This is a genomic window from Halanaerobium sp. (assembly GCF_003070835.1).
The window spans coordinates 1-25,163 of record NZ_QBLR01000018.1 but is presented as its reverse complement, the minus strand read 5'-3'; the positions used below and the strand labels follow the sequence as shown (position 1 = coordinate 25,163).

The following is a 25,163-nucleotide window of genomic DNA, read 5'->3' as shown; positions in this document are numbered from 1 at the left end:
CCTCAATCTTAGCTGATCTCACGATTGGATATCTCTTTATGATTATAATTAACCGGCATTACTTCATTGTTTTTTACTGCTTTAATTAAATCTTTAGTAGTACTAACCCAGTCAGGAAAAGAAGTAACAAATTTACCTACTCTCTCAATTACATGGGTATCGCTGCCACCTAAACATGGTAGGTCTAACTCTAAAGCCAAACTGTAAGCTTGAAAATTGTGATCAGGTTTAGTACTGCCGTTAAAAGTTTCTATTCCAGCTAAACCAGATAAGTTTCTGATTTTCTCTCCAACTCCTCTTCCATTATCTCTAAAAGGATGGGCGGCAATAGCAATTCCTCCTGCTTCATTTACTAAATCAATTAAATCCTGAGTTGGAATTTTCTCTTTAGGTAAATCATTCAGACCAAAAACAAGAATGTCTCCTGCTTGAGTCAAAACTTCTGCCCCCACTATAACTGGAAACTCTTCTTTAGCAGATAACTCAGCTGCTTCAGCTTTAATTTGATTACTCTCATGATCAGTGATACAAATACCATCTAAACCTATAGATTTAGCTTTAGCAACTATTTCTTCTAAAGAAACAAAACTATCAGATGAATATTTTTTTTCATGCATATGAATATCAATTAACATTTTTAACCCCCAGCCTTCTATAAAAAAATTAATATTTTCACTGATATAAATCATAAAAATTATTTTATTACTTGCTATTTGCATTTATTAGTTTAGTAAATTTTTTGACATATTGACCAAAATCTGAATTCCATTTATCTCTAGCATAGGGAAGATCGATTTTATAATCTCCAATTATACGACCAGGCCTAGCACTCATCACAATAACTCTAGTTCCTAAAAAAACAGCCTCTTCCACACTATGGGTTACAAAAACAATAGTTTTTCTATCTTCAACCCAATATTCTTTAAAACTATTTTGCATCTTAGTTCTGGTAAAAGCATCTAAAGCTCCAAAAGGTTCATCCATATAAATAATTTCAGGAGAAATAGCAATCGCTTTTGCAATAGCCACCCTTTGTTTCATTCCACCAGAAAGTTCATAAGGATAACTTTCATTAAATCCCTTTAAGCCAAATTTTTTAAGAATATTATTGGCTATTTTATATCTTTTTTCTTTGGCAACTCCTCTAATTTCTAAACCAAAAGCAACATTTTCTATTATATTTCTCCACGGTAATAAAGAATATTGTTGAAAAACCATAGCCGCTTCTTTGATTGGCTTTTTTATATTTCTACCCATAACCTCTAATTTACCCTTAGTGGGCTGCACTAAACCGGCCATCAATCTTAACAAAGTAGATTTACCTGAGCCACTTGGTCCTATCAAACATACAAATTCATTATCAGCTATATTTAAGTTAATGTTTTTTAAGGCCTTAATGCTAGAATTATTTTGTGAAAGGAACGTTTTATTAATACCTTTGAGCTTTATAATCTGATTCAACAATAATCCTCCTAATTTGACAAACTCTCCCACTTAAAAAACTTTTTTTCAATAATAATAAACATATAATTAAAAATACCACCAACTATACTAATAGCTATCATCCCTGAGATTACAACATCAGTTCTAGCAATTGTATATGCATGGTTAATCAAGTAACCAATTCCTGCTATACTGCCGGGTAACATTTCTGCTGAAACTAAACACATCCAGGCAATACCCAATCCAACTCTTAATCCTGTTACAATAGATGGCATTGCTGCAGGCAGTAACACTTTTAAAATTATTTCTAGTTTATTAGCTCCTAAGGTTAAAGAAGAATCTATCAAAATCTTACGTACACTCTTAACCCCATAAATACTGTTTGTCAGAATCGGATAAAAAGCACCTATAAAAATAATGAATATCATTGCATTTTTTATATTACTGAAAAAAATATATAAAACACCAGAATCAAAACCAAAAAAACTAGCCATACTTGAAGTGCCAAACCAAGCTAAGACTAATGGTACCCAAGCTAAAGGTGCTATAGGACGAAATGAATTTAAAAAAGTCATTGACAGCTCCTCTGCTTTTTTTGAATAACCAATTATTACCCCAAGAGGAATCGCAATTAAAGCCGCCAAAATATAACCTATGCTGACTCTTATAATACTAATAAACACATTACTAATTAATGATCCCATACTCAGTAAATCTTTAGTTGGATTTGTTAAAACATCTAGAACCTGGATTATAGAAGGTAAAATAATTTTATTATCAATTTTAACTGACGATACCTGCCAGACAAAAAGAAATATTATTGGGATAATGATTGGATATACAAATCCTTTTAAATTGATATATATCTTCTGATCACTTCTTGCTTTGCTTAAAACTTCTTCCATTACCATACCTCCGGATTTAAAGTCTTATAGAACTGAATAATCATCTCGTATATTATTCTGCATGAACCTAACTCTTTTATAAATTATTACTTAAAGAACTAATTAACTCAAAAGAGTCAGGCAAATGTTATTTCATTAATTAATTAGTTTTTGTAACATTATTGATAAAAGTAAAATCATATAAAATTTCTTTTATTTCTGAATAACTCTTCGTCTCAAAACTTCCATTTAATCTATTTGAGCTTTGCAAAGAATTATAAACCAGGCCAACATTATCAATCCAAGTTTTATTTACTTTTGCTGTATATTTAATACTTGACATTTGTGCTGCTTCTTCTGGTACACCTGTCCATTTAGCAGTTATTTTAGCTGCTTCAGCTTTATTTTTATCAGAATAATTTGCTGCACTATTAATTACACTAACTAAACTTTGAACAACTTCTTCATTAGATTTAATTACCTTATCATCTGCAGAAAGAACACAACATGGGAAATCATACCATTTACCTTTTGGTGGTAAGTTTTTCATCTGTAATGCTATTTTACCAATATTTTCGGTAACTGCTAAAGAAGGATAAGGCGATGGACCAACCCACGCATCTACCTGCTTACTGTTTAATGCTGGTATTAAGTTTTTTGTTCCTTTTAAATCTACCAATAAAATATCTGCATCTTGTTGATGTGGATTACTGGTATAGGAAATTCCATTTTCTTTAATTGCAGCTTCAAATAAAATTAAAGGTGCACTAGTTGGAGAATGATATCCTACTTTAATTGGTTCCTGACTATTTTCCAAAAGAGCTTTAAACTCATCCCAATTATTTACTGAAGAATTCTTAGCTATTACTAATCCAATTCCTTCAGTATGTACTGGACATAACATTTTAATATTAATGCCTTTATCAATTGCTGTGATATTAGCTGCACTAGATGCAAAACCTAAATCTAAATGTCCTTGTGCCATCATGGTCATTGTTTCTGAACCACTTGTAGATTCAATCAATTCCAAATTAGCTAAAGTTCTATCTTTTTTGATTAAAGCATATTTCTTTCGGCTAACAATCTCTTTTAAGTAAACTCCATCTGCTTCAACAGCCTTGCCTTTTTTTGCTGCAACCATTAATGGTGTTTGATGATTAGTAAATACATATCCAACTTTTAAATTTGGAACATCAGCTGCCCCAACCGCAAATGATGTGCTAAATATTAAACCTATCAACAATACTAATAACGTTTTCGTTAAAAATTTATTTTTCATAATTATTTACCCCCATTTATTACTTAAATTATCTTGTTACGATCAGCTTATAGCCATCTTCAATTTCACTTGCTTCAACTTCAGCCCCTGATTTTCTGACAAAACGACTAACATTTTCTTTTGCAACTTCTTCTCCAACAAGTATCTCTAAATCTTCTTGATTAGCTTCTAAAGCATTTTTAGTCATCACAACAGGTTCCGGACAAGAACGTCCACGAGCATCTACTTTTTTCATTATTTTTTCCTCCTAAATTAATTAGTGATATTTAATTTAAAAAATTCTTTAAAATGATATAAAAAATTTTTATTGTAAAACTATAAAACTTTATTTAAAAATCTCTTTGTTCTTTCATTTCGAGGACTATCGAATATTATATCTGCTTCATTTTCTTCAATTATTTTTCCTTCATCCATAAAAATAACTCTATCTGCAGCTTCTTTAGCAAAACCCATTTCATGAGTAACAATTAACATAGTCATATTCTTTTCAGCTAGAGCTTTTATAACATCCAACACTTCACCAACTAGTTCAGGGTCCAAGGATGAAGTAGGTTCATCAAATAAAATAACTTCTGGGTTTACTGCCATAGCTCTTCCAATTCCAATTCTTTGTTTCTGTCCTCCTGATAGTTGAGAAGGATAATTATCTTTCTTATCACTTAAACCTATCTGGTCTAAGATATTTAGTCCAATTTTTTCCGCTTTTTGTTTATTTATTTTTTTTACAGTAATCAAAGATTCAGTTATATTTTCTAAAGCTGTTTTGTTTTTAAATAAATTATAAGTTTGAAAAACCATAGAACTATTTCTTCTCAGTGCAGAAATTTCATGTTTAGTCACATTTTCAGTATCTATTTTCATATTTCCAATTTCAATTATCCCACTATCTGGACTTTCTAAATAATTTAAGCATCTTAATAGTGTCGATTTACCTGTACCTGATGGACCAATTATTACAATAACTTCACCTTTTTTAATTTCTAAGTTAATTCCTTTTAGTACTTCAAGATCATTAAATTTTTTATAGAGATTTTCAATCTTTATCATATATACCCACCTTAATATGCTTTGCTCATCTTTATTTCAATTTTTTGCTGGATAAAGCTAAATAATTGAACCACAATCCAATATATTATTATTACATTTGCAAATGCTTCAAAATACCTGTAAGAAGAAGCTCCTTCCATCTTAGCTGTAGCCATAACTTCAGTAACTCCTATTGTAAAAGTTAAGGCTGTTCCTTTTATAATATTAATAAAACTGTTAAAAAGGGTTGGAATTGCTACTCTGGCAGCTTGAGGCATTATTATTCTTCTCATAGCTTGAAAATAGCTCATCCCAACAGACAAAGAAGCTTCCATCTGACCTTTGTCAATAGATGAAATAGCACCTCTAATGGCTTCAGACATATAAGCTCCTGAATTAAGACTCAGGCCAATTATCGCAATTGTAAAACCATTAACTCGATTAAAAAAAGGTATGATTTGTGGAAGACCAAAATAGAGAAAAAACAATTGGGTAATTAAAGGTGTTCCCCTAAAAAATGAGACATATATCTTTGCCAAAGAATATAATCCTTTAAATTTGCAATTGCAGATAAAGGCAATAATCAAAGCTATTATTAACCCAAACATCAATGATAATAAAGATATACTTAAGGTTATATTTAATTTTTTAATCATAAATGGGAATAAATTTATAGCATAATTAATATCAAACATTATTATTTTCAGCCTCTTTCATTATTATATATATTATTGAATTTAAAAGAATAATTTATAAAATTATGCAGCCTGCTTTTTATTTAATCCCGTAAGCATTAAAGCAATAGCTCCATCTCCCGTTATATTGCAGGCAGTTCCAAAACTATCTTGAATAGCAAATATTGTTAAAACTAGACCTACACCTGTTTGATCAAAACCTAATATACCAGTAACCAAACCCAAGGAAGCCATAACAGTTCCTCCAGGTACCCCAGGTGCTCCAATAGCAAATATCCCAAGTAATAAAGCGAATAAAAACATAGTAGTTATTGGTGGTACACTTCCATAAAGGACTTTAGATATTACCATAACAAAAAAAGTTTCTGTTAAAACTGAGCCACATAAATGAATAGTAGCTCCGAGTGGTATTGCAAAATTTGTTATTTCTTTCTCTAATACTTTAGACTTATTAGCAGATTTTAATGATACTGGTAATGTTGCAGCACTAGACATTGTACCAATTGCTGTTAAATATGCAGGCAAATAATGTTTTACAACTTCAATTGGATTTTCCCCGGATATCATTCCTGCAATAGCATAAAGTAAAGTTAACCATATGTAATGACCAATCAAAACAATAAGTATAACAGTTATAAATACTGGTAAATGCTTAGTTATAGTTCCTTCATATGCAAGCTCAGCAAATGTTGTTGCAATAAAAAATGGTAGAATTGGAATGATTATTTTTTCAACTAATGATAAAATCATATTTTGAATTTCTTCTAGTATCTTAGGAACTATTTCTGCTTTAGTCCAGGCAGCTGATAAACCAATAAATAGAGCAAGTACAAGAGCACTCATTACTGGCATAATAGCTGGTATATCAAGCTGAAACATAATTTCTGGAAGCTCTTTTAATGAACTTGTTTCTTCCGCTATATTTAAATATGGTATTATTATTTTCCCTGCAAGAATAGAAAATATAGCAGCTCCAACTGACGACAAATAAGCAATTGAAACAGCCTGAGCTAATAATTTACTTGCTTTCTCCTGTAATCTAGTTATTGAAGGTGATATAAATCCAATAATAACAAGTGGTACAGAATAAAAAATTAATTCTCCTAAAATATATTTAATTGTAGAAATAATTTGCATTAATTCTTGATTTACAAAAATCCCTAAAAGAACACCTGTAAAAACAGCTATCACCAGCCTGAATACCAAGTGATCCGTTAATTTTTTTTTGATCATATTAAATTACTCCTCCAAAATATCTATTTCAATTAATAATTTATTATTTTGTAGTTGTTTCAATATCAAACCATTTCATTGATAAAGAAGATAATGTTCCATCATTATGCATAGCATTAATAGCTTTATTTATTTCAGTTATTTTCTTTTGATTATTACTATTTTTGGTAAACGCATAAGCATTAATTTCAGTTCCAATTGTTGTATTTACACCCATTAATCTTAAATCCATATTTTCCTGTTCAATTACAGATTTAGATTTAACAGCTGACTGCCAACAAGCATCAAGTCTTCCAGATTCAACTAATTTTTCTAAAGGAGCACCATCGTAATATTTTTTATTTAATTTAAGTTCTTTTTCCTTATCTAAATTTTCTAAAGTTCTTTGACCATTTCCACCCAACCAGGCACCGATTTTCTTATTTTTTAAATCTTCCATAGATTGATAAGAACTATCATTTTTTACTATAAAATCATATTTACTATAAGCATAAGGTTTAGTAAAGACATATTTTTTTTCTCTTTCTGGTGTAATAGACATTTGATGGGCAACAGTATCAATTTTATTTGTATCTAACATTCCCATTAACCCACTAAATTCAGCTATCTTAAACTCAACCTCATAACCTGTTCTTTTAGATATCTCATGCCAAACATCAATTTCGAAGCCTTGTAATTTACCATCTTTTTGGAAACACCATGGGTTGTAATTACCACCTGTACCTACAACTATTAAATCCTCAGCACCCACCTGGGCTGCCCCAATAACATTAATTGATAAAAATAATACTGCTAATACAACTACCACTATTACATTTTGTTTTTTCATTGTTTTCCTCCTTAGTGTTTTAAAAAAATATTTATGCTGCTTTTTTATTAAATTGAATACTGCTGTAGGCAATTATAAATAAAGTTACAATCCCAATAATTACAGCTATTCTACCATTAGTAGAAACTCCACTACCTGATCCAGCCAATCCAAAGTTATGAGAAATAGCTGCTCCCACCAAATAACCAACAAAAGCTACTGCTGAATCAGTATTACCTTCACCTGCCAAAATAGTTTGACGAAGTGGACAACCTCCAAGCATTACTGAACCAAGACCAGTTAAAAACATGCCTAAAAGATTCCAGAGCCACTGACTGTGAGCTGCTGGTTGGCCTGCAAAACCAGGATTAAAATTACCAAAAATTAAGTTTACTATAAAGGCAAAAACAAAAATTGAAATAAAACCAGTAATTAAATGAGAATCTTTGATTAAATAAAGATCTCTAATTCCTCCTGCCATACAAATCCGACTTCTTTGAGCTAAGATTCCGATAATAATCCCTGCTGCAAGTGCAACTGCCCAGAATGCATAGCTTGCACCAGGACCTTTCTCACTAAAAATTATAAAAGAAGGTCTTACTATTCTAAAAATCAATAAAACAACTGCAATAATTGGTAGTATATATCCATTTATCTTATTAATTTTATAACTTCTACCCAGAGTAAAACCTTTTTTGAGAAGTTGAGAACCAGCTAAAACTCCTAAAACAAATCCTATAATTCCAGCAATTGCATTCCAATCTCCTCCGGCTAATCTAAGCACCATCCGTAAAGGACATCCTAAAAATACAAGAGCTCCAATCATCACAAACATTGCTATTACAAATCTGGTTATAGGTGAGGAACCACCTTTAACTTTGAATTCACCTGTACTGCGAGCAATTAAAAATGCTCCCAGAATAAAACCTATAATTTCTGGTCTTATGTTTTGAACAACTGCTGCTCTATGTAATCCAACTGCACCCGCAATGTCTCTGATAAAACAGGCTACACAAATCCCCATGTTGGCTGGGTTACCAAAGACAACCAGTAAACCTCCTAAAATACCAATAATTCCCCCTGTGAAAATAATACCTTTTTTGCTATTCATTTTTATCTCCCCCAAGATATAAACATGATTATTATTCATTTCACATAAATTATAGCATAAATGATTTAATTTATAAAGTAATATTATTATTTTTATAATATTCTCTTATAATTCTTGAAATATAATAGTTATGAGCATATAATAAAAACAGTTAATGCTGACATTTAAGATTATAATTAGCAATATTTATAATAAAATAATCATTAAATCAAAAAATGAGGAGGAATAAAAATGGATAAAATTTATCTTGATAATGCAGCAACAAGCAGAGATAAAGCGGCTGTAGTAAAAAAAGCAATCCTGAACTATTATGAAAATATTGGCTGTAGTCCAGGGCGCGGAGGCTATGAAGATTCTCTTAAAGCAGGTCGTATAATTATTGAAGCCAGAAACACAATTGCTGATTTTTTTAATGTTGACAATTTAAAACAAATAATTTTTACTCACAACATAACTTATGCTCTAAATATTGGAATTAAAGGGATTTTGAAAAAAGGTGATCATGTTATAACCTCAACCATGGAACATAATTCTGTTTTAAGACCATTAAATAGACTTGAAAAGAATGGAATTATAGATGTTGATTACATACAATGTGATCAGAAAGGAAGATTGAATCCAGAAGAAGTTGAAGCAGCTATTAATAAAAAAACTAAACTAATTATTTTAACATATGCTTCAAATGTAAGCGGTACTATAATGCCGGTTAAAAAAATAGGGGAAATTGCAGATCAAAATAATGTTTATTTTATGCTTGACACTGCTCAGGGTGCAGGCGTTTATGATATTGATTTCAAAAAACTTAAAGTAGATTTTTTAGCTTTTACAGGTCATAAAGCTCTGATGGGACCAACTGGAACTGGTGGTTTTGCCGTAAGTAAAAAAATGGCTGCAGAAATGGAACCTTTAATCGAAGGTGGAACTGGCAGTAAATCTGATCAGGAAAAACAGCCTAATTTCTTACCAGATAAATTTGAAAGTGGAACCATGAATACAATGGGAATCAGTGGTTTAAAAGCTGGAGTAGAATTCATCCAAAAAATAGGAGTTGAAAAAATAAGAGAGCATGAACACAAATTGGGAAAAGTATTTTTAGAAGGTCTAAAGAAAATACCTGATATAAAAATAATTGGCCCTGCCAATCTTAAAGAACAGGTGCCAACATTTTCTATAACAGCTGGCTCCAGAGATTTAGGCCAGTTAAGTTTTGAGTTAGATGAAAAATATAATGTTATGACTAGATCCGGACTGCATTGTGCACCATTTGCTCATAAAACATTAGGTACTTTTCCAGCAGGTAGCCTGCGTTTCAGCATCGGCTATTTTAATACTATGCAGGAAATAGAACACTCTTTAAATGCTTTAAATAATATTTTATAAAATATCTTTAGCAGCTTCAATAAAGAGATTAATTAAATAGTCATCATGACGATTTTTATTATAGGCTAAATAAAATTGGCGTTCATATTCTACATCTACAATTTTTATTTCAGCAACTCTTCTACAAATAGCAGCTTTTTTAGCTGCTATTTTTGAAATAAAAGAAATACCAAGCCCGGATTCAACAGTAGAAATAACAGCCTCTGTACTTCCCAGCTGGCTTATAACATTAAAATCATCCATTTTAAGACCTGCTTCTTCAAAAGCAGAAATAGTAGCTTTTCTAGTTCCTGACCCTTCTTCTCTTATTAATAAATTTTGATTTTGAAGTTCAGCTAAAAAAACTTTTTCTTGTTCAATTAAAGAATGATTTAGCGGTGCTATCAAACTTAAGTTGTCACTACAGAGCTCTATTGATTTAAATTTATTATTTTGAGGTTTAGAACCAACTACTATTAAATCCACCTCACTATTTTCCAATAAATTAATCATTGCTCTGCTGTCACCAACTGAAACCTCAGTTTTTAAATCATCAATATTTTTGTTTAAAGTTGAAATTATTTCTGGCAGTAAATATACCGAAGGAATAGTACTGGAAGCAATTTTCAGCTTCTTGATTTTCATATTTTTTTTACTTTCAACCCTCTGCCTTAAATATTCCCATCTTTTCAAAATCTTTTTACCTTCCTGATAAACAATTTTACCAGCAGGACTAAGAATAATCTCACCTTTTTCTTTATGAAACAATTCTGTATCAAAATATTTTTCAAGAGATTTAATCTGCATACTTACGGCTGGCTGGCTAATCTCAAATTTTTCAGCTGTCAGCGAATAACTTTCCAAATCAACTAAAGTAATAAAAGTTTTTATTCTTTCAATTTTCATTTTATCATTCCTTTTTTAAAATATATGATCATAATAAATTTAAATTCCTGATAAGCACAAACTTACTCTAAATTAAGCTGATAATTTTTCAAACTTCCTCCTCCTTGTTTTCTCCAGGAATATAATATCAAAGCAGGATTTTCAGCAGCAGATCTCAGCTCATGTATTTTGCCGGTTTCATTTAATATAAATGACCCTTTTTCTAAAATAGCATTATTATACAAAGTTTTAGCATTTAAAAATAAATAACTTTCTTCAATTTGAGAATGTTTATGTTTTGGATAATAAAAACCTGGTGCTAATAAAACAAAACCTATTATCATTTCTTCCGAATAAATAGGTCCCTCAGGACCGATAACTTCAGTATAAGCATATTTTCCAATCATTTCTTGAGAAGGCTCTTGATAACCATATCTCCAGAAAAGTTTTCCAGATAATTCTTTTAGATTTTTTATGACCTTTTTATAATCATCAGCTTTATTTTCAAGACTAATCTGGGAAAGATACGAAACAACTGGTTTAGTTTCTGACTTAATTTCAATAATTTCTAATTGATGTTTTAATTTTTCTAGTTCTTTTACGACAAACTCAAGATGTTTTAAAATATTTAAATTTTCTTTTTGAAGCTTAGATTTAACAAAAGATAGCTCTTTTAAATATACTAAAACTAATTCATCTAAGATATTTTTTAACATATTTTTTTAAGCTCCTTTATTATTAGATTTTTAATTTGATCTAAGATTCTCTCAAAAAAATTTATATATTTTTTAGTAGCTGCTTTTATGTTTCAATTATAACTAACATTTTTAAATCTATCAACAAAAAAAGACAGCTTCAAATAATTAATAGAAGCTGTTACCTGATTTAAAATTATTTAAATGTTTTAAGAAACTAATCATTCGAAATTTAAATCAATAAATATTTTCACCAAAAGTGGATCAAACTGAATCCCAGAACTTATTTTTAATTCTTCTATAATTTCTCGATTATTCATTGCCCTTTTGTAGTTTCTCCCATATTTCATTACATCATAGGCATCTACAACAGCAATTATTCTGGCTGCAAGGGGTATATCTTCTCCTTTTAAAGAAAGTGGATAACCACTTCCATCCCACCATTCATGATGAGTAAGTATTCCTTCAGCTATATCAACCATTTCTAGGGAAGTATAAGCAATCTGAAAGCCTGTTACCGGATGTTCTTTTATCTGCTGCCATTCCTTTTTATTTAAAGGACCATCATTATCTAAAATATCATCTGCTATAACCATTTTCCCCAAATCATGGAGTTCAGCCAGCAGGGCCAGATCTTCTAGTTCATTCTTATCAAGTTCCAATGCTTCTCCCAGCATTAATGCTGGTACTTTTAGTCTTTGACTGTGCAGATATGTATTATAATCAGCCTCTTTGATCATTTTTTTTAAAAGATCAGGATAGCTGTAATCAAAATTTAAATTTTTGGCATAACTCAAATTCTCCATTATTAGTTTCTTTCCTCCTGTCTTTAATAAAATTGCTGCCAGACATTTTTTTACTCTTTTCTTTAATTCTGCCGCTCGATCACTAATTTCTAAATGGTTTTTTAAATTTCTATTCTGATTTGAAATTACTGCAATCGAAATTGAAGTCAGGGGAGAATTAACTACTCGATGCTGGCGATCAAGACATATCATATAACCTCTCAATAAATCTTCACTTTTGAAAAATTTGCTAATGCCTCTATCAAATTCTTTTATAACCAACTTTGCCAAATACTCATCATATTTAGCATCAGTAATTATTACAAAATCATCCCCACCAATATGACCAACAAAGGTGCTGTCCATAATTTTTTGGGCACAGTTATTAAGAACTTTCGCAGTGTAATTAATCACCTGATCACCTTTTCGATAACCATAGCTGTCATTATATGCTTTAAAATTATCAAGATCTAAATAAAGCACAGAAAACTTGTCTCCAGTTTTTATTCTTGCTTTTATTTTGGATTCTATTGTTAAGTTTCCGGGCAAACCTGTTAAAGGATTTGCATTTCTGGCAGTTTCAACCTTAATTTCTGATACCTCAATTAATAAATCTTTAATTGATAGTATGCCGTAATATTTATCATTTTTAGTAATTATTATTGAATCATATATCTTATCTTGTGAACGTTTCATTGCCAGTTTTGAGGCTTTAATAATAGACTCCTCAAAATCTAGAATTAAGGGTTTCGGATCCATTACTGCATCAACATTTTTGTGCATATATAGATTATAACCAAATCTGCTGCCTAAACGATAAAAAAGTTTATCACGCATAACAAGTCCGACTGTCTGCTCTTCTTTTAGCACAACTATACTTTGACTGTTATTATTATTAAAAATATCTACTAAATTATTAGTTTTAGCAGAAACAGGTACTGTTACTCCTCTATTCTCTCTACAAATTTCTCCGATTTTTACTGGTTTCATTTATCTCACCCTACTTTTTTTCTTATTTAAATTATATCATCCAATTATTAAGAAATTGTAAATTATAAATTAACAGCCTGTAAATAATTTTCTGAAAATGTTAACTGCTTTTTGGAAACTTGACCCTAAAAATTATATACTTATATTTAGAAAAGATAATTTAATTTTTTAATTATAAAAATTGGGAGGTATTAAATATGAAAAAGAAAGTGCTTTGGTTAAGCTTTATCTTAATTTTAAGCTTTTCATTCTCACTTCAAGCTCAAATCCAAGTTGGTGAGTTTCCTCAAAATGTAAAATCTGAATTTGTCCTGGAACCGGCAAATATTGAAATTGAAAGCTGGTTGAGAAATCTTAATGTACCCTGGGAATTAGTTTTTCTACCAGAAAGCAACCGAGCTCTAATCACAGAAAGAGATGGGCGAGTACTGCAGGTTGAAAAGAATAAGCTGCAAAATGATAGTTATTTAGAATTAAATATTAATTCTCGAGGAGAAGGTGGCTTGATGGGAATGGCCGCACATCCTGATTTTCCTGAAGAACCATATATCTATCTAATGTATACCTACACAAAAAGCAACAGAAATTTATATAACAGAGTTTCCAGATTTAGAGATCAGGGCGAGCAGGCAGTTGAGGAAGAGGTTCTAATAGATGAAATTCCCGCCGGAAATAATCACAATGGAGGGCGCATTGCTTTTGGTCCAGATGGAATGCTATATATTACTACTGGAGATACTTTTAATCGAGAAATTGCTCAGGATTTAGATAACCTTGGCGGTAAAATTCTGCGCTTAACACCTGAGGGAAAGATTCCCGAGGATAATCCATTTGGTAATTCTCCAATATACAGTTTAGGCCACCGTAATCCGCAGGGACTTGCCTGGCATCCAGAAACAGGAGAGCTCTTTATTTCTGACCACGGACCTTCTGGTGAAGATGGCTTGAGAGCAAAAGATAGAATAAAAATAGTTGAGGCAGGCAGTAACTTTGGCTGGCCTGAAAAAATCGGTTATTTTGAAAATGGAAAATATGCTAATCCTTTAATCATGTGGAAAAATGCTGTTCCTCCATCTGGAATGACTTTTTACCAGGGAGATCTATATGTAGCAACTTTAGGAAGTCAATCACTGGTCAAAATTAAGCTGAATAAAATAAATAATCAATATAATGTAAAAAAAATTGAGCATCTCTTCAATGATGGTCAAGCTTTGTCAACTTATGGACGGATCAGAACAGCAGTTTTGGGCCCAGATAATTATCTTTACTTTTTAACAAATAATCGTGATGGCAGAGGCAGGCCGCGAGAGAATGATGATCAGATTTTGAGATTTAAAATCAAAGAATAAACAAATATTTTGCAATTAATTTACGTTAATAAATCAAAAGCCTTCTCTGAAGTTATAATTAACAAAACAACTCCAAAGAAGGCTAAACCTTTATTTTATCACTTCAAATTTTAATTTCAATTTGTTCCATAAAACTTAAATAAATGCTAAAGTTATTACAATTATTATTGCAGTAATAATTGCAATAAAATAATAACCCATCCCTACTGCAAGGCCAATTCCTGCAACTGACCAGAGACCGGCAGCTGTAGTTAAACCTCTAATTTTATTGTCATTTTTTAAAATTGTGCCTGCACCTAAAAAACCGACACCACTTACAACCTGAGCTGCAATTCGGGCAGCATCAGCATATGCCTTTTCGTCACCTAAATCCATTGCTAAATTATAAGAAGTGAGCATAATCAAACAGGAAGTAACCGCTACTAAAGCATAAGTTCTAATACCTGCAGCTTTATCTCTTTTTTCTCTTTCTGTACCTATCACACCACCCAAAATAGCTGATAAAAAAAGTCTTAAAGCATATTCGAACATTATAAACTCACCTCTTTACTTTAAAAAATATTTTTTGCTAGGCTTCTGCTATAATATGAAGTTCATCTACTGGAAACGAAACACTTACTTTTCCTCCAACATTATACTCTTTTTTATTAATTGGATTAACCACATCAACTGTAATAATATTTTCATCAGGCATTTTGAGAACATACTGATAATAAGATCCCAGATATGTTTTTCTGATAACTTCGGCATCTAAAAATCCCTTACCCGACTCAGCTAGAATTAAAGATTCAGGCCGAACTACAATTGTAACTTCTTGATTTTTATTTAAATCTATCTTCTGTTTAATTCCTTCTATTTGATTATAACCTAAGTCAATATTTATCGAATTACCTTCTTTTTTACTAACCTTTCCACTAAGAAAATTAACCTTACCAATAAAATCAGCTACAAACTTAGTGTCTGGTTTATAATATATTTCTTCTGGAGAGCCAATTTGTTCAATTTCACCTTTGTTCATTACCACAATTCTATCTGAAATACTCATTGCTTCAATCTGATCATGAGTTACATATAAAGATGTAATGGAAAGTCTTTTCTGAAGTTTTCTGATTTCATCGCGCATGGACTCTCTTAGTTTTGCATCAAGATTAGAAAGAGGTTCATCAAATAATAAAACTTTAGGCTCAACAACTAAAGCTCTGGCAAGTGCAACCCGCTGCTGCTGTCCCCCTGATAATTCACCTGGATTCCTATTTTCATAACCGCTCAAACCCACAAGCTCCATAATTTCTCTGGCTTTTTCTTTAACAGCTTTTTTATTCATATCTTTAAATCTTAAGCCATAAGTTATATTCTCAAAAATACTCATATGTGGAAAAAGTCCATAACTCTGAAAAACCATTGCTGTATCTCTTTTGTTCGCTGGTCTGTTGACAACATCTTCTCCATCTAAAAAAATACTGCCTGAACTTGGAGTCTCAAATCCGGCTACCATTCTTAAAGTAGTTGTTTTTCCGCATCCTGAAGGTCCCAAAAGTGTTACAAGTTCACCTGATTCTATTTTTAATTCAAAGTTATTAACTGCAATAACTTTATCATCTGATTTTTTTGATTTAAATATTTTTGTAATATCAGTTAATTTAACTGCTGTATCATTCATTTTTATTCCTCCTCCAATCAAGTCATCATTTCACTTAAATCTTCATCATCACCAATAAATTTACCCATTAAATAAAATACAAACATAACTATTGCTATTAAAATCAAAGATAATACACTTGCAGCACCCAGCCTCATAATTTCTGTCTGAGCTAAAATTAAAGTTGTCAGGTGATTCCACCTGGCAGAAACTAAAAAGATAATCGCACTTACTGCAGTCATAGCTCTAACAAAACTATAAGAAAGTCCTGAGAAGAAAGCAGGTTTAATTAGTGGTAAAGTAATTTTTCTAAAGGTATAAGCACTATCTGCACCTAAATCTGTAGAAGCTTCTTCTATGGAAGGATCAATTTGCTTTAAAGAAGCAATACCAGCTTCTAAACCAACCGGCATATTTCTAAAGATAAAACATAAAATTATTATTGCTGCTGTACCGGTTAACAAAAATGGTTTTTCATTAAATGCCAAAACATATCCTATACCGACAACTGTTCCCGGTACTGCAAAGCTTAATAAAGAAGAGAATTGAAGTATATGTTTACCATAAAAGTTTTTGCGAACAACCAAATAAGCAATAATCATTCCTAACATACCTGTAAATGGAGTTGCTACACTGGCCAGGAATATAGTATCTTTAATACTATCAAATCCTACATCCCAGGAATATTTAAAGTGTTCTAGAGTTAAAGAATAATCAATACCCCATAATTTAAAGAATGAACCAGCTATAACTGTTAAATAAAATAAAAGTATGACAAAGGTTAAAGAAGATAAAAATCCAAGCAATAAATTTTTAGTAGTTGGTGATACCATATCCTGTTTTGCTCCAGTTGGTTTTCCAGTTACTGTTATAAATGACTTTCGTGAAATCCAATATTTTTCTACCACAAAAGCTATAAAAGCTGGAACCAAAAGCATAATTGCCAGAGCTGAACCTCTGGGTATATTATACATACCTGTAAATTGAAGATAGGCTTGAACTGAAAGCACATCATAATTACCCGCTATAACCATTGGATTGGCAAAATCAGCTATAGATGTTACAAATACTAAAAGCCAGGCACTTGCCACTCCAGGAATTGAAAGTGGAAAAGTTATCGAACGAAAAACATAAGATTTTGTGCTGCCGAGATTTAAAGCAGCATTTTCTAATTCTGGACTTATTCTTGCTAAAACCCCTGTTAGAACTCTATAAGCAATTGGAAACATACATAGAGTCTGAACAAGAACTAAACCATGCAGGCCATAAATACTGTAACTTGTAATTCCTAAAATCTTTTTTGTGATTAAACCATTTCTTCCTAAAAGTAAAATTATTGAAATAGTAAGCATAAATGGTGGAGAAATAAGCGGCAGCATAACAATCTGTCTAAAAAAACTACGCCCCGGTAATTTAACTTTATAAAGACTATAGGCTGCTATATAGCCAACAATTGTTGATGAAGTTGCAACAATAACCCCTAATTTTATACTATTAAAGAATGTTCTGCGAAGCCATTCTTTTTGAAATATGTACTTATATTCAGATAAAGAAAAACTGCCATTTGGCATAACACTTTCTATAATTACTTTAATTAAAGGATAAACTACAAATAAAGCAATCAAAGAAAATATTACCGCAACAGTTATTCTAGTAATAGAATCTTTATTTTTTTTCATTTTTTCACCCCTTTAAAGATTTGATGGGCAGAAATTAATCCACCCATCAATTTCTTGTATTTTAAAATTTAAAAATTACTGGCTATAAATCTCATCGTTCCATTTTTCAACAAGTCTTTCTTTGTTTTTACCTGCCCAAACATCATCCTGATCAATTGTATTTACTTCAGAAATTGGGACTGCACCAGGCTGTAATTCAGCATCTCTAAATGGTACTACAAAAGTATCAGCATATATTTGTGCTGCTTCTTCACTTAACAACCAGTTATATAGATCTTTAGCTGTTTCAGTTTCTTGACCACCTTTGATTAAAGAAATAGATGCTACTTCATAACCTGTACCTTCTTCCGGGAAAGTAATTTCTAAAGGATAACCTTGTGATTTAAGTTTTACCTGATCATGTGCATAACCAATTCCGATTGGTATTTCACCAATAGCGGCGTTTTTACCAGGAGCTGAACCGGATCTTGTATACTGAACTACACTTCTATCTAATTTTTTCATATATTCAAAAGCTTCATCTTCACCCATAATCTGAACCATAGTAGCTAAAACATTATAAGATGTTCCAGATGTTCCTGGATTAGCAACCTGAACCTGGTTTTCATATTCTGGTTTTACTATATCGGCCCATGATTTAGGTGCTTCTAAACCAAGTTCTTCTAGACGACCAGTATTACTTACAAAACAAAGTGGACCAGCATAAATTCCTGTCCAATAGTTATCTGGATCTTTAAAGTTTGCTGGAACATGCTGAGCATTTTCTGCTTCAAATGGAATAGTAAGTCCACTTTCTTTAGCCTGAATGTGTCCAAGCCCTACTCCACCAACCCAAATACTGGCCTGTGGATTTGCAGACTCTGCCATCATTCTAGAAACTGCCTCTCCTGTAGATAAACGAACCCATCTAATATCTACACCAGTTTCATCTTGATATTTTTCAAATACTGTACGTGCTAGTTCTTCGTCAAGACTGGTATAAACATTAACACTTTCTGCTAAAGTTGGTACTGACATTAGACCAATAATTAAAATAGCCAATAATAAACTTGAAAATAATTTTTTCATAAATAAATTCCTCCTAATTTTTTTATGTTTATTGAACAAAATTAATCGAAATCACTTTCCACCCCCCGTTTGATTTGCTATCTTAAACACTAACAAAATTAAAACTAATCCACAATAAGCAAAGGTTTAAATTTTTTTTGAAGACGACTTTTGCTTTATACAAAAGTATAGTTCTTTTAAAAAAATCTTTAATTTTATACTTTTGTTTAAACTTATCTAAAATTTTTAAAGGAAATCTAATATTTCTAGAGAATTAATACTTAAGTGAAAATTTTTAGAAAGGTGAATTTAATTATGTCAAAAAAGACTAAAGGACAAATTGAAGCTGAAATCTCAGAACTTATAATGAAATTCGAAAAAGAATATATTGGTCGAGGTCCTCAAAATATTAAAACATATATTATAGAGGAAAATATTTTAATAAAAGAAAAAGGAGTTTTAACTCTAGCAGAACAGCAGCTTGCTAAAGAAGAAACGGGTGTTAAATTAATCAAAGAGCTAAGAGTTAAATTAATAGAAAACTCTCGCGAAATTTTATCAACTCTAATTAAAGATATTACCAATCTTGATGTGCTTGCAGTTCATTCTGATATCAGCACAGAAAATGGTGAAAGAATAATTGTTTTTTCTTTAGAAGAAAATCTAGAAAAAAACCTAATGAGCAAATAGTATAAAAATTCTAATTATATCTTGCTTTTAATTAAATTTAATGTTAAAATATAAGAGACATCTAAAATGGTAACTAGATAAACGGCAAACTACTTTAGGTAGAGGGCTGTCTAGCGAGTAACCATCATCAAATAATTCCTTGTTCTTTCTCTGGGATTTTTTGGTGATGGTTTTTCTGTTTTTAGAAAAAAATTCCAATTTAACAAAGAGGTGCTATGATGAAAAATAATTCTGTTAGAAAAACAGATGAAAAAGAAATGTCTCCCAGGGAAAATGAAATTGCGGCTATTTTTAAAAAAGTAGAAAAAAAATACTGGGGTCAAAAATCAAGTCAATTGAAAATATATTTAGTTGATGATTTGATTATAATCAGAAGCTGCGGCAATTTAAGCCCAGCTGAAGAAGAATTTGCAAAAACCGAAGAAGGAAGACTTTTATTAAAACAATTAAAAGTAAAAGAACTGGATGGAATAAAAAATGTACTAAAGTTTATGTTAGAAAACAAATTAAATACTCAGGTCTTATCGATTACTATAGATACTAATCCAGAATTAAATGAAACAATTATTATCGCAAGATTAAAGGAACAGCTAAAATGAAAGCAGGCAGAAAATTATTAATTGTCTTATTGCTCGTTTTTCTGCTTAGTTCAGGTGTTCAGGCTGCAGAAGATAGATTAATAGTTTATACTGCTTTACAGCAAAATGAAGCTCAAACCTATATAAATGCTTTTGAAAACTATAGTGGCATTAAAACTAAATTAGTTCGAAAATCAACCGGAGTTTTATTGAATATTTTAAGAAGAGAAAAAAACTACAGGCCAGAAGTTGATATTCTATTTGGAGGTCCAGCTGAATTATATTATTTAGCTGCAGAAGAAGACCGTTTCTATAAATATTCTTCGCCTTATAAAGAACAGATACCTTATGAATATATGGATAATCAAGACCGCTGGTGGGGAATCTATATTGGTTCTATTGGTTTTGCTGTTAATACTGAAAAACTTAGAAAGTTAGGCCTTAATCCACCCAGAAGTTGGCGCGATTTAGCTAATCCTAAATATAAAGATTTGATTACTATTCCAAATCCTGTTTCTTCAGGGACAGGTTATACAATTCTTTCTACTATTTTACAGAGCTTTTCAGATAAAGAGGCTAAAATAATACTTAAACAGATTAATCAAAACATTAAAGAATATACAAATATTGGAGCTATGGCCAGCAAATTAGCTGCCTTAGGTCATTCTGCAGTTGGAATTTCGTTTAGCCATGATATACAGAAACTTCAAAAAGAAGGATATAATTTAGAACTAATTATACCGGCAGAGGGAACAGGTTATGAAATTGGTGGTATGGCAATTATAAAAGACAGTAATAGTCTTGATCAAGCAAAGCTCTTTGTTGACTTTATGTTAAGTGAAAAAGGACAAAATCTTTATTCGGCAATTGGTGAATACCGTTTGCCCACAAATTTTTTTGCTGAAGTACCTGAAGCATCAATAAAATTAGAAAACGCTAATTTAATTGACTATAATTTAAAATCATCTGCAATAAATAAAAAAGATAATCTTCTTTTCTGGCAGCAGGAAATATATTTTGGAGGAGAAAATGTTGAGTGATATTAAAATCCCTTTTTATCTAAAATTAAGTATAATAATCTCACTTTTAATAATTACAACTGTTACTGGAATAAGTTATGCGCTATTAAAAGAAACAAAAAAAGCTTATAAAAGTCAGATTACCTCAAGCAGTAACTTACTGGCAAACATAATAGTAAAATATAGTGCTGAACCAATAGTTATGGAAAACTATTCTTCCCTGACAAGTATTATTAATAACTTAAAAAATGATCCTGATTCTAACATAAATAGAGTTTCTGTGACAAATGCTCAGGGAATAATTGAAATTTCGACTGATCAATCAATTATTGGACAGGAAATAAATATTGATCCTGATGCGAAAAATAACCTACTAGAATTTAATGATAATTATTTAAATGTCAAAGCCCCGATAATTGCATATGATAATCTCTGGGGTTTTTTAGAATTTAGATATTCTTTATCATTTTTGCATCAGATGTTATATAACACTCGTCATCAAATATATCTTATGTCTATAATATTTATAATTTTTGGACTCCTTATTTCATTAATCATTTCTAAAAATATAGTCAAACCAATTAATAAGTTAGTGGAAAGTTCAAGAAAAATTGCTGAGGGAGATTTTAATAATCCTATTTCAGTTAAAAGCAAAGATGAATTTTCTTTTCTGGCAGAAACACTTGAAGAAATGAGAATAGATTTAAAATATTTTGTAAGTAAAGTTGCAAAAAAAGCTATTAGTTATGAAGGGGATTTAAAGATTTTTAATATAACTACTCTCTTAAAATTATTAAATACCGCTGAACATAACGGCGGCCTTGTCCTAAAACAAAACAATAAGTTTGGAATAATTTATTTTAAAAATGGAGAAATCATTAATGCTATTTTGGATGACTTAACAGGAAAAAAAGCTCTTTTTGAATTTTTACACTGGCAAAAAGGAGAATTTAAATTTAGCCCAAATTTAAAAAGCGACAAAAAAACAATTGATGATAAGTTTAATGAATTATTATTAAACCTTGCTCGACAAGTGCAGAATAAAATAATTTTTAAACAGCTGCTCCCATCAGACAACATTATTATCTATCCAGCTGTATCAGAAATCAAGAGGGCTGCTGACTCAATAAATCTAAACAGCGATGAAGAAAAAGTCCTAAATTTAATTAATGGCCAAAAAACACTTCTTGATTTAAGAGAAAATTTAGATTGGAGTTCAGAAAAAATATTTGAGATTGCTTATCGTCTAGTAGTAGTTGGACTCATTACAATTAGAGCAGAAGAATTAAATAAAAACGAAGAGTATAATCTAGATAATATTATACCTTTTCCGCAAAAACTTTAATATACTTCAAAGGAGGCAAGTTTATGTTAAGCAGCTTAAAAAATTCTTGGTTCAGATGTTATCAAATGGGAATTTCTAAAAAAATAAATTTCCCTCAGGAAACTGCAGCTAAAGAAATATTAGAGCAGTCCTATAACTCAAATGAGAAGCTAGTCAACATCTTCACTCATAACGTTGAATATATTGTTCAAAATTATCATTTAGATAGTAATTGCTATTTATTATTTGATGAGAAAGGCATTTTAATTAAATCATATATACCTGAAAAAATTAAAAAAACAATTCACTTACATAACTTGACCGAAGGAGTATATTTTACAGAAAAAAGTTGTGGAACTAATTCAGTTTCTTTAGCAATGGAAACTGGAGAAACAGTTTATTTTTTAGGAGATGAAAATTATTGCGAGTTCTTACAGAAATGGATGAGTATAGCTGCTCCAGTTAAAATAAACAATAAGAATGCATATCTTTGTATTTTAAATAATGATTTGAATAAAAACAAAAAAGAAGATTTAAAACTTTTTTTAGAACTTTTACGGAGTAAAATTACTAATGATTTAAATGTCATTAATTATTATAAAGAAAATAATGATTCTCTGACTGAAATCAGGAGCAAAATTTTGAACCTTTCAGCCAATGGCCTGACTATTAAAGAAATTAGTGAAAATTTAAACTTATCGGAAGCTGCAATAAAATATCACCGAAACAAAATATGTCAAAAATTATCTGCAGCAAATATTGTTCAAGCAATAGCTCGATCTATTAAGATGGGATATTTAAATTTGGATACCATTCATTAAAAAAAGGCGGAATTATCCGCCTTTCAAACTTATATTAAATTAGTTTCTAAATCTCTATTATTTTTTTTAGCCTGATACATTGCATAATCAGCGTTTCTAATCAACTCTTCTAAATTTTTGCCATCATTAGGATAAATACTAATGCCAGCACTCAAACCGATCTTTATTTCTTCTCCTTCAATTGAAAATGGTACTTTGAATTTATTTATTAAACGCTGAGTAATTAATACTGCATCGTCTTGAGAAGAAATATCCCCTAGGGCTAAAACAAATTCATCTCCTCCCATTCTAGCAAGTTTATCTTCCGATTTTAAACTATTTTTCAGTCTAAAAGCAATATTTTCTAAAACTTTATCTCCAAAATCATGACCATAATTATCATTAATATCTTTAAATTTATCAATATCTATGAAAATAATAGCTACTTTAGAATTAAATTTATTGGCTTTTATTTTAATCTCTTTAAATTCATCTACAAATAATTTTCTATTCGCCAGTCCTGTCAATTTATCATGATTAGCCTGATATTCGAACTTATTTATTAAATAAATAACAACTGTAATAAATGCAATAAAGAAAATAATCATTAATAAAATATTGGTGCCAAATAAATATTGATGTTTATTTAATTCAGCTTCAATTATCTGATCATTATAGGTGATTCCAACAACATAGAAATTCCACCCTTGATATTTATCTTCACTGCTGATTAAAGCTGGGAAAAATCTTAGGGTATGATTTAAATTGTAGTCTTCAATATCTGTTGACTGCATCTTTCCAGTTAAAACAGCCTTCCGAGCTAAATCTTCATGCAGTTCGGGTACATCCGGATCAAGATAAGGCTTTTTACTGCTTCGCAGTTTGGCCACACCATAATTAATAGGCTCAACACTATAAAAAGCAATTTCTTCTACTATATCATATTCTTTAGTTAATTCTCCGGCATCTGTAAAAATGTTTAATTGTTTAAAACTTGGATACTTATCTTCAACTGCTATACTAAGTTCAATTAGATATTGATTATCAGGAGTTGGCATATAGCTATATTTTTTCACTTCACCAGTCTGAGTTGATAAATCAATACGATCTGCCTCAAAAGAATCACCTTCAAGCCGTCCTCTAACTACACCTGCAAATTTCCCAAAATTAGAAAAATCAAGTCCTAAATCAGCCTCATTGGTAGTCTTTATAATTTCCAAATCACTATTTATAATATAAATATCATAGTATTTAAATTTTTCTTTTAGTTCTTCTAAATCCCATTCCATAACCTCAGAGTTATAGCGATACTTATCTACCAAAAACTTCGAATATTCACTCATCTCTTGATTTAATTCCTGCTCCACTACTTTATAAGAATTATTTATATAATTAACAGTTTGAATGATATTTTTTTCCACTAACTGCTGGCGGCTTCTGTATTTATCTGTAATAATATTTTTAATACTGCTGTATTGGCTAGAAAAAATAAAAATCATAATCAGTGCTAAAAGCACAATAATTATATATTTAAAATTTTTCAATAATTTCCCCAAACTACCACATCCTCAGAGGTTATTTTTCCTTTATTATACCATACAAACAAAAAAAAGACAGCCCTAGAATTCAGAACTGCCTTTAATATTTGGCACTTGGCACTAGAAAAAGATTTAGATCCTAGTACTTCAAAATATATAATTATTTATGTCTCTTTTTAAGTTCTTCTCTTATCTGGTCAGGCTCGATTCCTCTTGCAGCCAGTAAAACCAGCATATGATAAACTAAATCGGCTGTTTCATAAACCAATTCTTGATCGGGATCATTTTTAGAAGCAATAATAACCTC

General features: G+C 30.7%; 26 protein-coding genes. 7 read left to right on the top strand and 19 right to left on the bottom strand.

Annotated features, from left to right (window positions below):
* Positions 1 to 8: 8 nt before the first annotated feature.
* The 10 genes from CI949_RS03795 to yedE all read right to left on the bottom strand — a co-directional run bounded on the left by CI949_RS03795 (position 9) and on the right by yedE (position 8,479).
* Positions 9 to 635, bottom strand: coding sequence for a PHP domain-containing protein (locus CI949_RS03795; RefSeq protein ID WP_290763139.1), 627 nt, complete (start codon positions 633 to 635; stop codon positions 9 to 11).
* Between the two features lie 67 nt (positions 636 to 702).
* A complete protein-coding gene (locus CI949_RS03790) occupies positions 703 to 1,461 on the bottom strand; it encodes an ABC transporter ATP-binding protein (protein WP_290763137.1) in 759 nt (252 codons plus the stop codon).
* 11 nt (positions 1,462 to 1,472) lie between these two features.
* Positions 1,473 to 2,348, bottom strand: coding sequence for an ABC transporter permease (locus tag CI949_RS03785; RefSeq protein ID WP_290763136.1), 876 nt, complete (start codon positions 2,346 to 2,348; stop codon positions 1,473 to 1,475).
* Between the two features lie 139 nt (positions 2,349 to 2,487).
* Positions 2,488 to 3,606 carry an ABC transporter substrate-binding protein gene (locus CI949_RS03780; RefSeq protein ID WP_290763133.1) on the bottom strand — a complete coding sequence of 373 codons (1,119 nt, stop codon included), beginning with the start codon at positions 3,604 to 3,606 and terminating at the stop codon, positions 2,488 to 2,490.
* Positions 3,607 to 3,634: 28 nt separating this feature from the next.
* On the bottom strand, positions 3,635 to 3,841 hold the full coding sequence (locus tag CI949_RS03775) for a sulfurtransferase TusA family protein (protein WP_290763132.1): 207 nt from the start codon (positions 3,839 to 3,841) through the stop codon (positions 3,635 to 3,637).
* A gap of 80 nt (positions 3,842 to 3,921) precedes the next feature.
* Positions 3,922 to 4,653, bottom strand: coding sequence for an amino acid ABC transporter ATP-binding protein (locus CI949_RS03770; RefSeq protein ID WP_290763130.1), 732 nt, complete (start codon positions 4,651 to 4,653; stop codon positions 3,922 to 3,924).
* Between the two features lie 11 nt (positions 4,654 to 4,664).
* Positions 4,665 to 5,327 carry an amino acid ABC transporter permease gene (locus CI949_RS03765; protein ID WP_290763128.1) on the bottom strand — a complete coding sequence of 221 codons (663 nt, stop codon included), beginning with the start codon at positions 5,325 to 5,327 and terminating at the stop codon, positions 4,665 to 4,667.
* A 63-nt stretch (positions 5,328 to 5,390) separates the two neighbouring features.
* A complete protein-coding gene (locus tag CI949_RS03760) occupies positions 5,391 to 6,560 on the bottom strand; it encodes a dicarboxylate/amino acid:cation symporter (RefSeq protein WP_290763126.1) in 1,170 nt (389 codons plus the stop codon).
* A 43-nt stretch (positions 6,561 to 6,603) separates the two neighbouring features.
* Entirely contained in the window at positions 6,604 to 7,389 is a 786-nt protein-coding gene (locus tag CI949_RS03755) for a transporter substrate-binding domain-containing protein (RefSeq protein ID WP_290763124.1), read from the bottom strand.
* 31 nt (positions 7,390 to 7,420) lie between these two features.
* Positions 7,421 to 8,479 (bottom strand): YedE family putative selenium transporter, encoded by a 1,059-nt coding sequence (gene yedE / locus CI949_RS03750; protein ID WP_290763121.1) that lies wholly within the window; start codon positions 8,477 to 8,479, stop codon positions 7,421 to 7,423.
* 231 nt (positions 8,480 to 8,710) lie between these two features.
* Between yedE and CI949_RS03745 the strand changes: the two genes are divergently transcribed.
* On the top strand, positions 8,711 to 9,859 hold the full coding sequence (locus CI949_RS03745) for an aminotransferase class V-fold PLP-dependent enzyme (protein WP_290763119.1): 1,149 nt from the start codon (positions 8,711 to 8,713) through the stop codon (positions 9,857 to 9,859).
* On the opposite strand, the gene CI949_RS03740 is transcribed toward CI949_RS03745, so the two are convergent.
* From CI949_RS03740 to CI949_RS03730, 3 genes are all read right to left on the bottom strand, one after another.
* A complete protein-coding gene (locus tag CI949_RS03740) occupies positions 9,854 to 10,744 on the bottom strand; it encodes a selenium metabolism-associated LysR family transcriptional regulator (protein ID WP_290763117.1) in 891 nt (296 codons plus the stop codon). The two genes, CI949_RS03745 and CI949_RS03740, sit on opposite strands and share 6 nt — an antisense overlap.
* A gap of 62 nt (positions 10,745 to 10,806) precedes the next feature.
* Entirely contained in the window at positions 10,807 to 11,439 is a 633-nt protein-coding gene (locus CI949_RS03735; protein WP_290763115.1) for a dimethylsulfonioproprionate lyase family protein, read from the bottom strand.
* A 200-nt stretch (positions 11,440 to 11,639) separates the two neighbouring features.
* Positions 11,640 to 13,193 carry an HD domain-containing phosphohydrolase gene (locus tag CI949_RS03730; RefSeq protein WP_290763113.1) on the bottom strand — a complete coding sequence of 518 codons (1,554 nt, stop codon included), beginning with the start codon at positions 13,191 to 13,193 and terminating at the stop codon, positions 11,640 to 11,642.
* 197 nt (positions 13,194 to 13,390) lie between these two features.
* Between CI949_RS03730 and CI949_RS03725 the strand changes: the two genes are divergently transcribed.
* Positions 13,391 to 14,542 carry a sorbosone dehydrogenase family protein gene (locus tag CI949_RS03725; RefSeq protein WP_290763111.1) on the top strand — a complete coding sequence of 384 codons (1,152 nt, stop codon included), beginning with the start codon at positions 13,391 to 13,393 and terminating at the stop codon, positions 14,540 to 14,542.
* A gap of 135 nt (positions 14,543 to 14,677) precedes the next feature.
* Here CI949_RS03725 and CI949_RS03720 read toward each other — a convergent pair whose 3' ends face one another.
* The 4 genes from CI949_RS03720 to CI949_RS03705 form a co-directional block, all read right to left on the bottom strand.
* Positions 14,678 to 15,073 carry an MgtC/SapB family protein gene (locus tag CI949_RS03720; RefSeq protein ID WP_290763109.1) on the bottom strand — a complete coding sequence of 132 codons (396 nt, stop codon included), beginning with the start codon at positions 15,071 to 15,073 and terminating at the stop codon, positions 14,678 to 14,680.
* Between the two features lie 37 nt (positions 15,074 to 15,110).
* On the bottom strand, positions 15,111 to 16,202 hold the full coding sequence (locus CI949_RS03715; RefSeq protein ID WP_290763108.1) for an ABC transporter ATP-binding protein: 1,092 nt from the start codon (positions 16,200 to 16,202) through the stop codon (positions 15,111 to 15,113).
* Positions 16,203 to 16,219: 17 nt separating this feature from the next.
* Entirely contained in the window at positions 16,220 to 17,860 is a 1,641-nt protein-coding gene (locus CI949_RS03710; protein WP_290763106.1) for an iron ABC transporter permease, read from the bottom strand.
* Between the two features lie 75 nt (positions 17,861 to 17,935).
* The gene (locus tag CI949_RS03705) at positions 17,936 to 18,928 is read right to left on the bottom strand and encodes an ABC transporter substrate-binding protein (RefSeq protein ID WP_290763104.1); all 993 of its coding nucleotides are present in this window, start codon (positions 18,926 to 18,928) and stop codon (positions 17,936 to 17,938) included.
* Positions 18,929 to 19,222: 294 nt separating this feature from the next.
* Between CI949_RS03705 and CI949_RS03700 the strand changes: the two genes are divergently transcribed.
* From CI949_RS03700 to CI949_RS03680, 5 genes are all read left to right on the top strand, one after another.
* Positions 19,223 to 19,597, top strand: coding sequence for a DUF2294 domain-containing protein (locus tag CI949_RS03700; protein ID WP_290763102.1), 375 nt, complete (start codon positions 19,223 to 19,225; stop codon positions 19,595 to 19,597).
* A 218-nt stretch (positions 19,598 to 19,815) separates the two neighbouring features.
* A complete protein-coding gene (locus CI949_RS03695) occupies positions 19,816 to 20,196 on the top strand; it encodes a DUF2294 domain-containing protein (RefSeq protein WP_290763101.1) in 381 nt (126 codons plus the stop codon).
* Entirely contained in the window at positions 20,193 to 21,215 is a 1,023-nt protein-coding gene (locus CI949_RS03690; protein ID WP_290763099.1) for an ABC transporter substrate-binding protein, read from the top strand. The genes CI949_RS03695 and CI949_RS03690 overlap by 4 nt, the downstream gene beginning before the upstream one ends.
* A 259-nt stretch (positions 21,216 to 21,474) precedes the next feature.
* Complete coding sequence (locus tag CI949_RS03685; RefSeq protein ID WP_290763097.1) at positions 21,475 to 22,539, top strand: DUF4388 domain-containing protein; 1,065 nt, start codon at positions 21,475 to 21,477, stop codon at positions 22,537 to 22,539.
* A gap of 23 nt (positions 22,540 to 22,562) precedes the next feature.
* Positions 22,563 to 23,339, top strand: a complete 777-nt coding sequence (locus tag CI949_RS03680) for a response regulator transcription factor (RefSeq protein ID WP_290763095.1) — start codon at positions 22,563 to 22,565, stop codon at positions 23,337 to 23,339.
* A 29-nt stretch (positions 23,340 to 23,368) separates the two neighbouring features.
* On the opposite strand, the gene CI949_RS03675 is transcribed toward CI949_RS03680, so the two are convergent.
* Complete coding sequence (locus CI949_RS03675; protein ID WP_290763092.1) at positions 23,369 to 24,862, bottom strand: GGDEF domain-containing protein; 1,494 nt, start codon at positions 24,860 to 24,862, stop codon at positions 23,369 to 23,371.
* Between the two features lie 154 nt (positions 24,863 to 25,016).
* A partial coding sequence (gene hisE / locus CI949_RS03670) for a phosphoribosyl-ATP diphosphatase (protein WP_365941431.1) occupies positions 25,017 to 25,163 on the bottom strand: 147 nt, incomplete at its 5' end.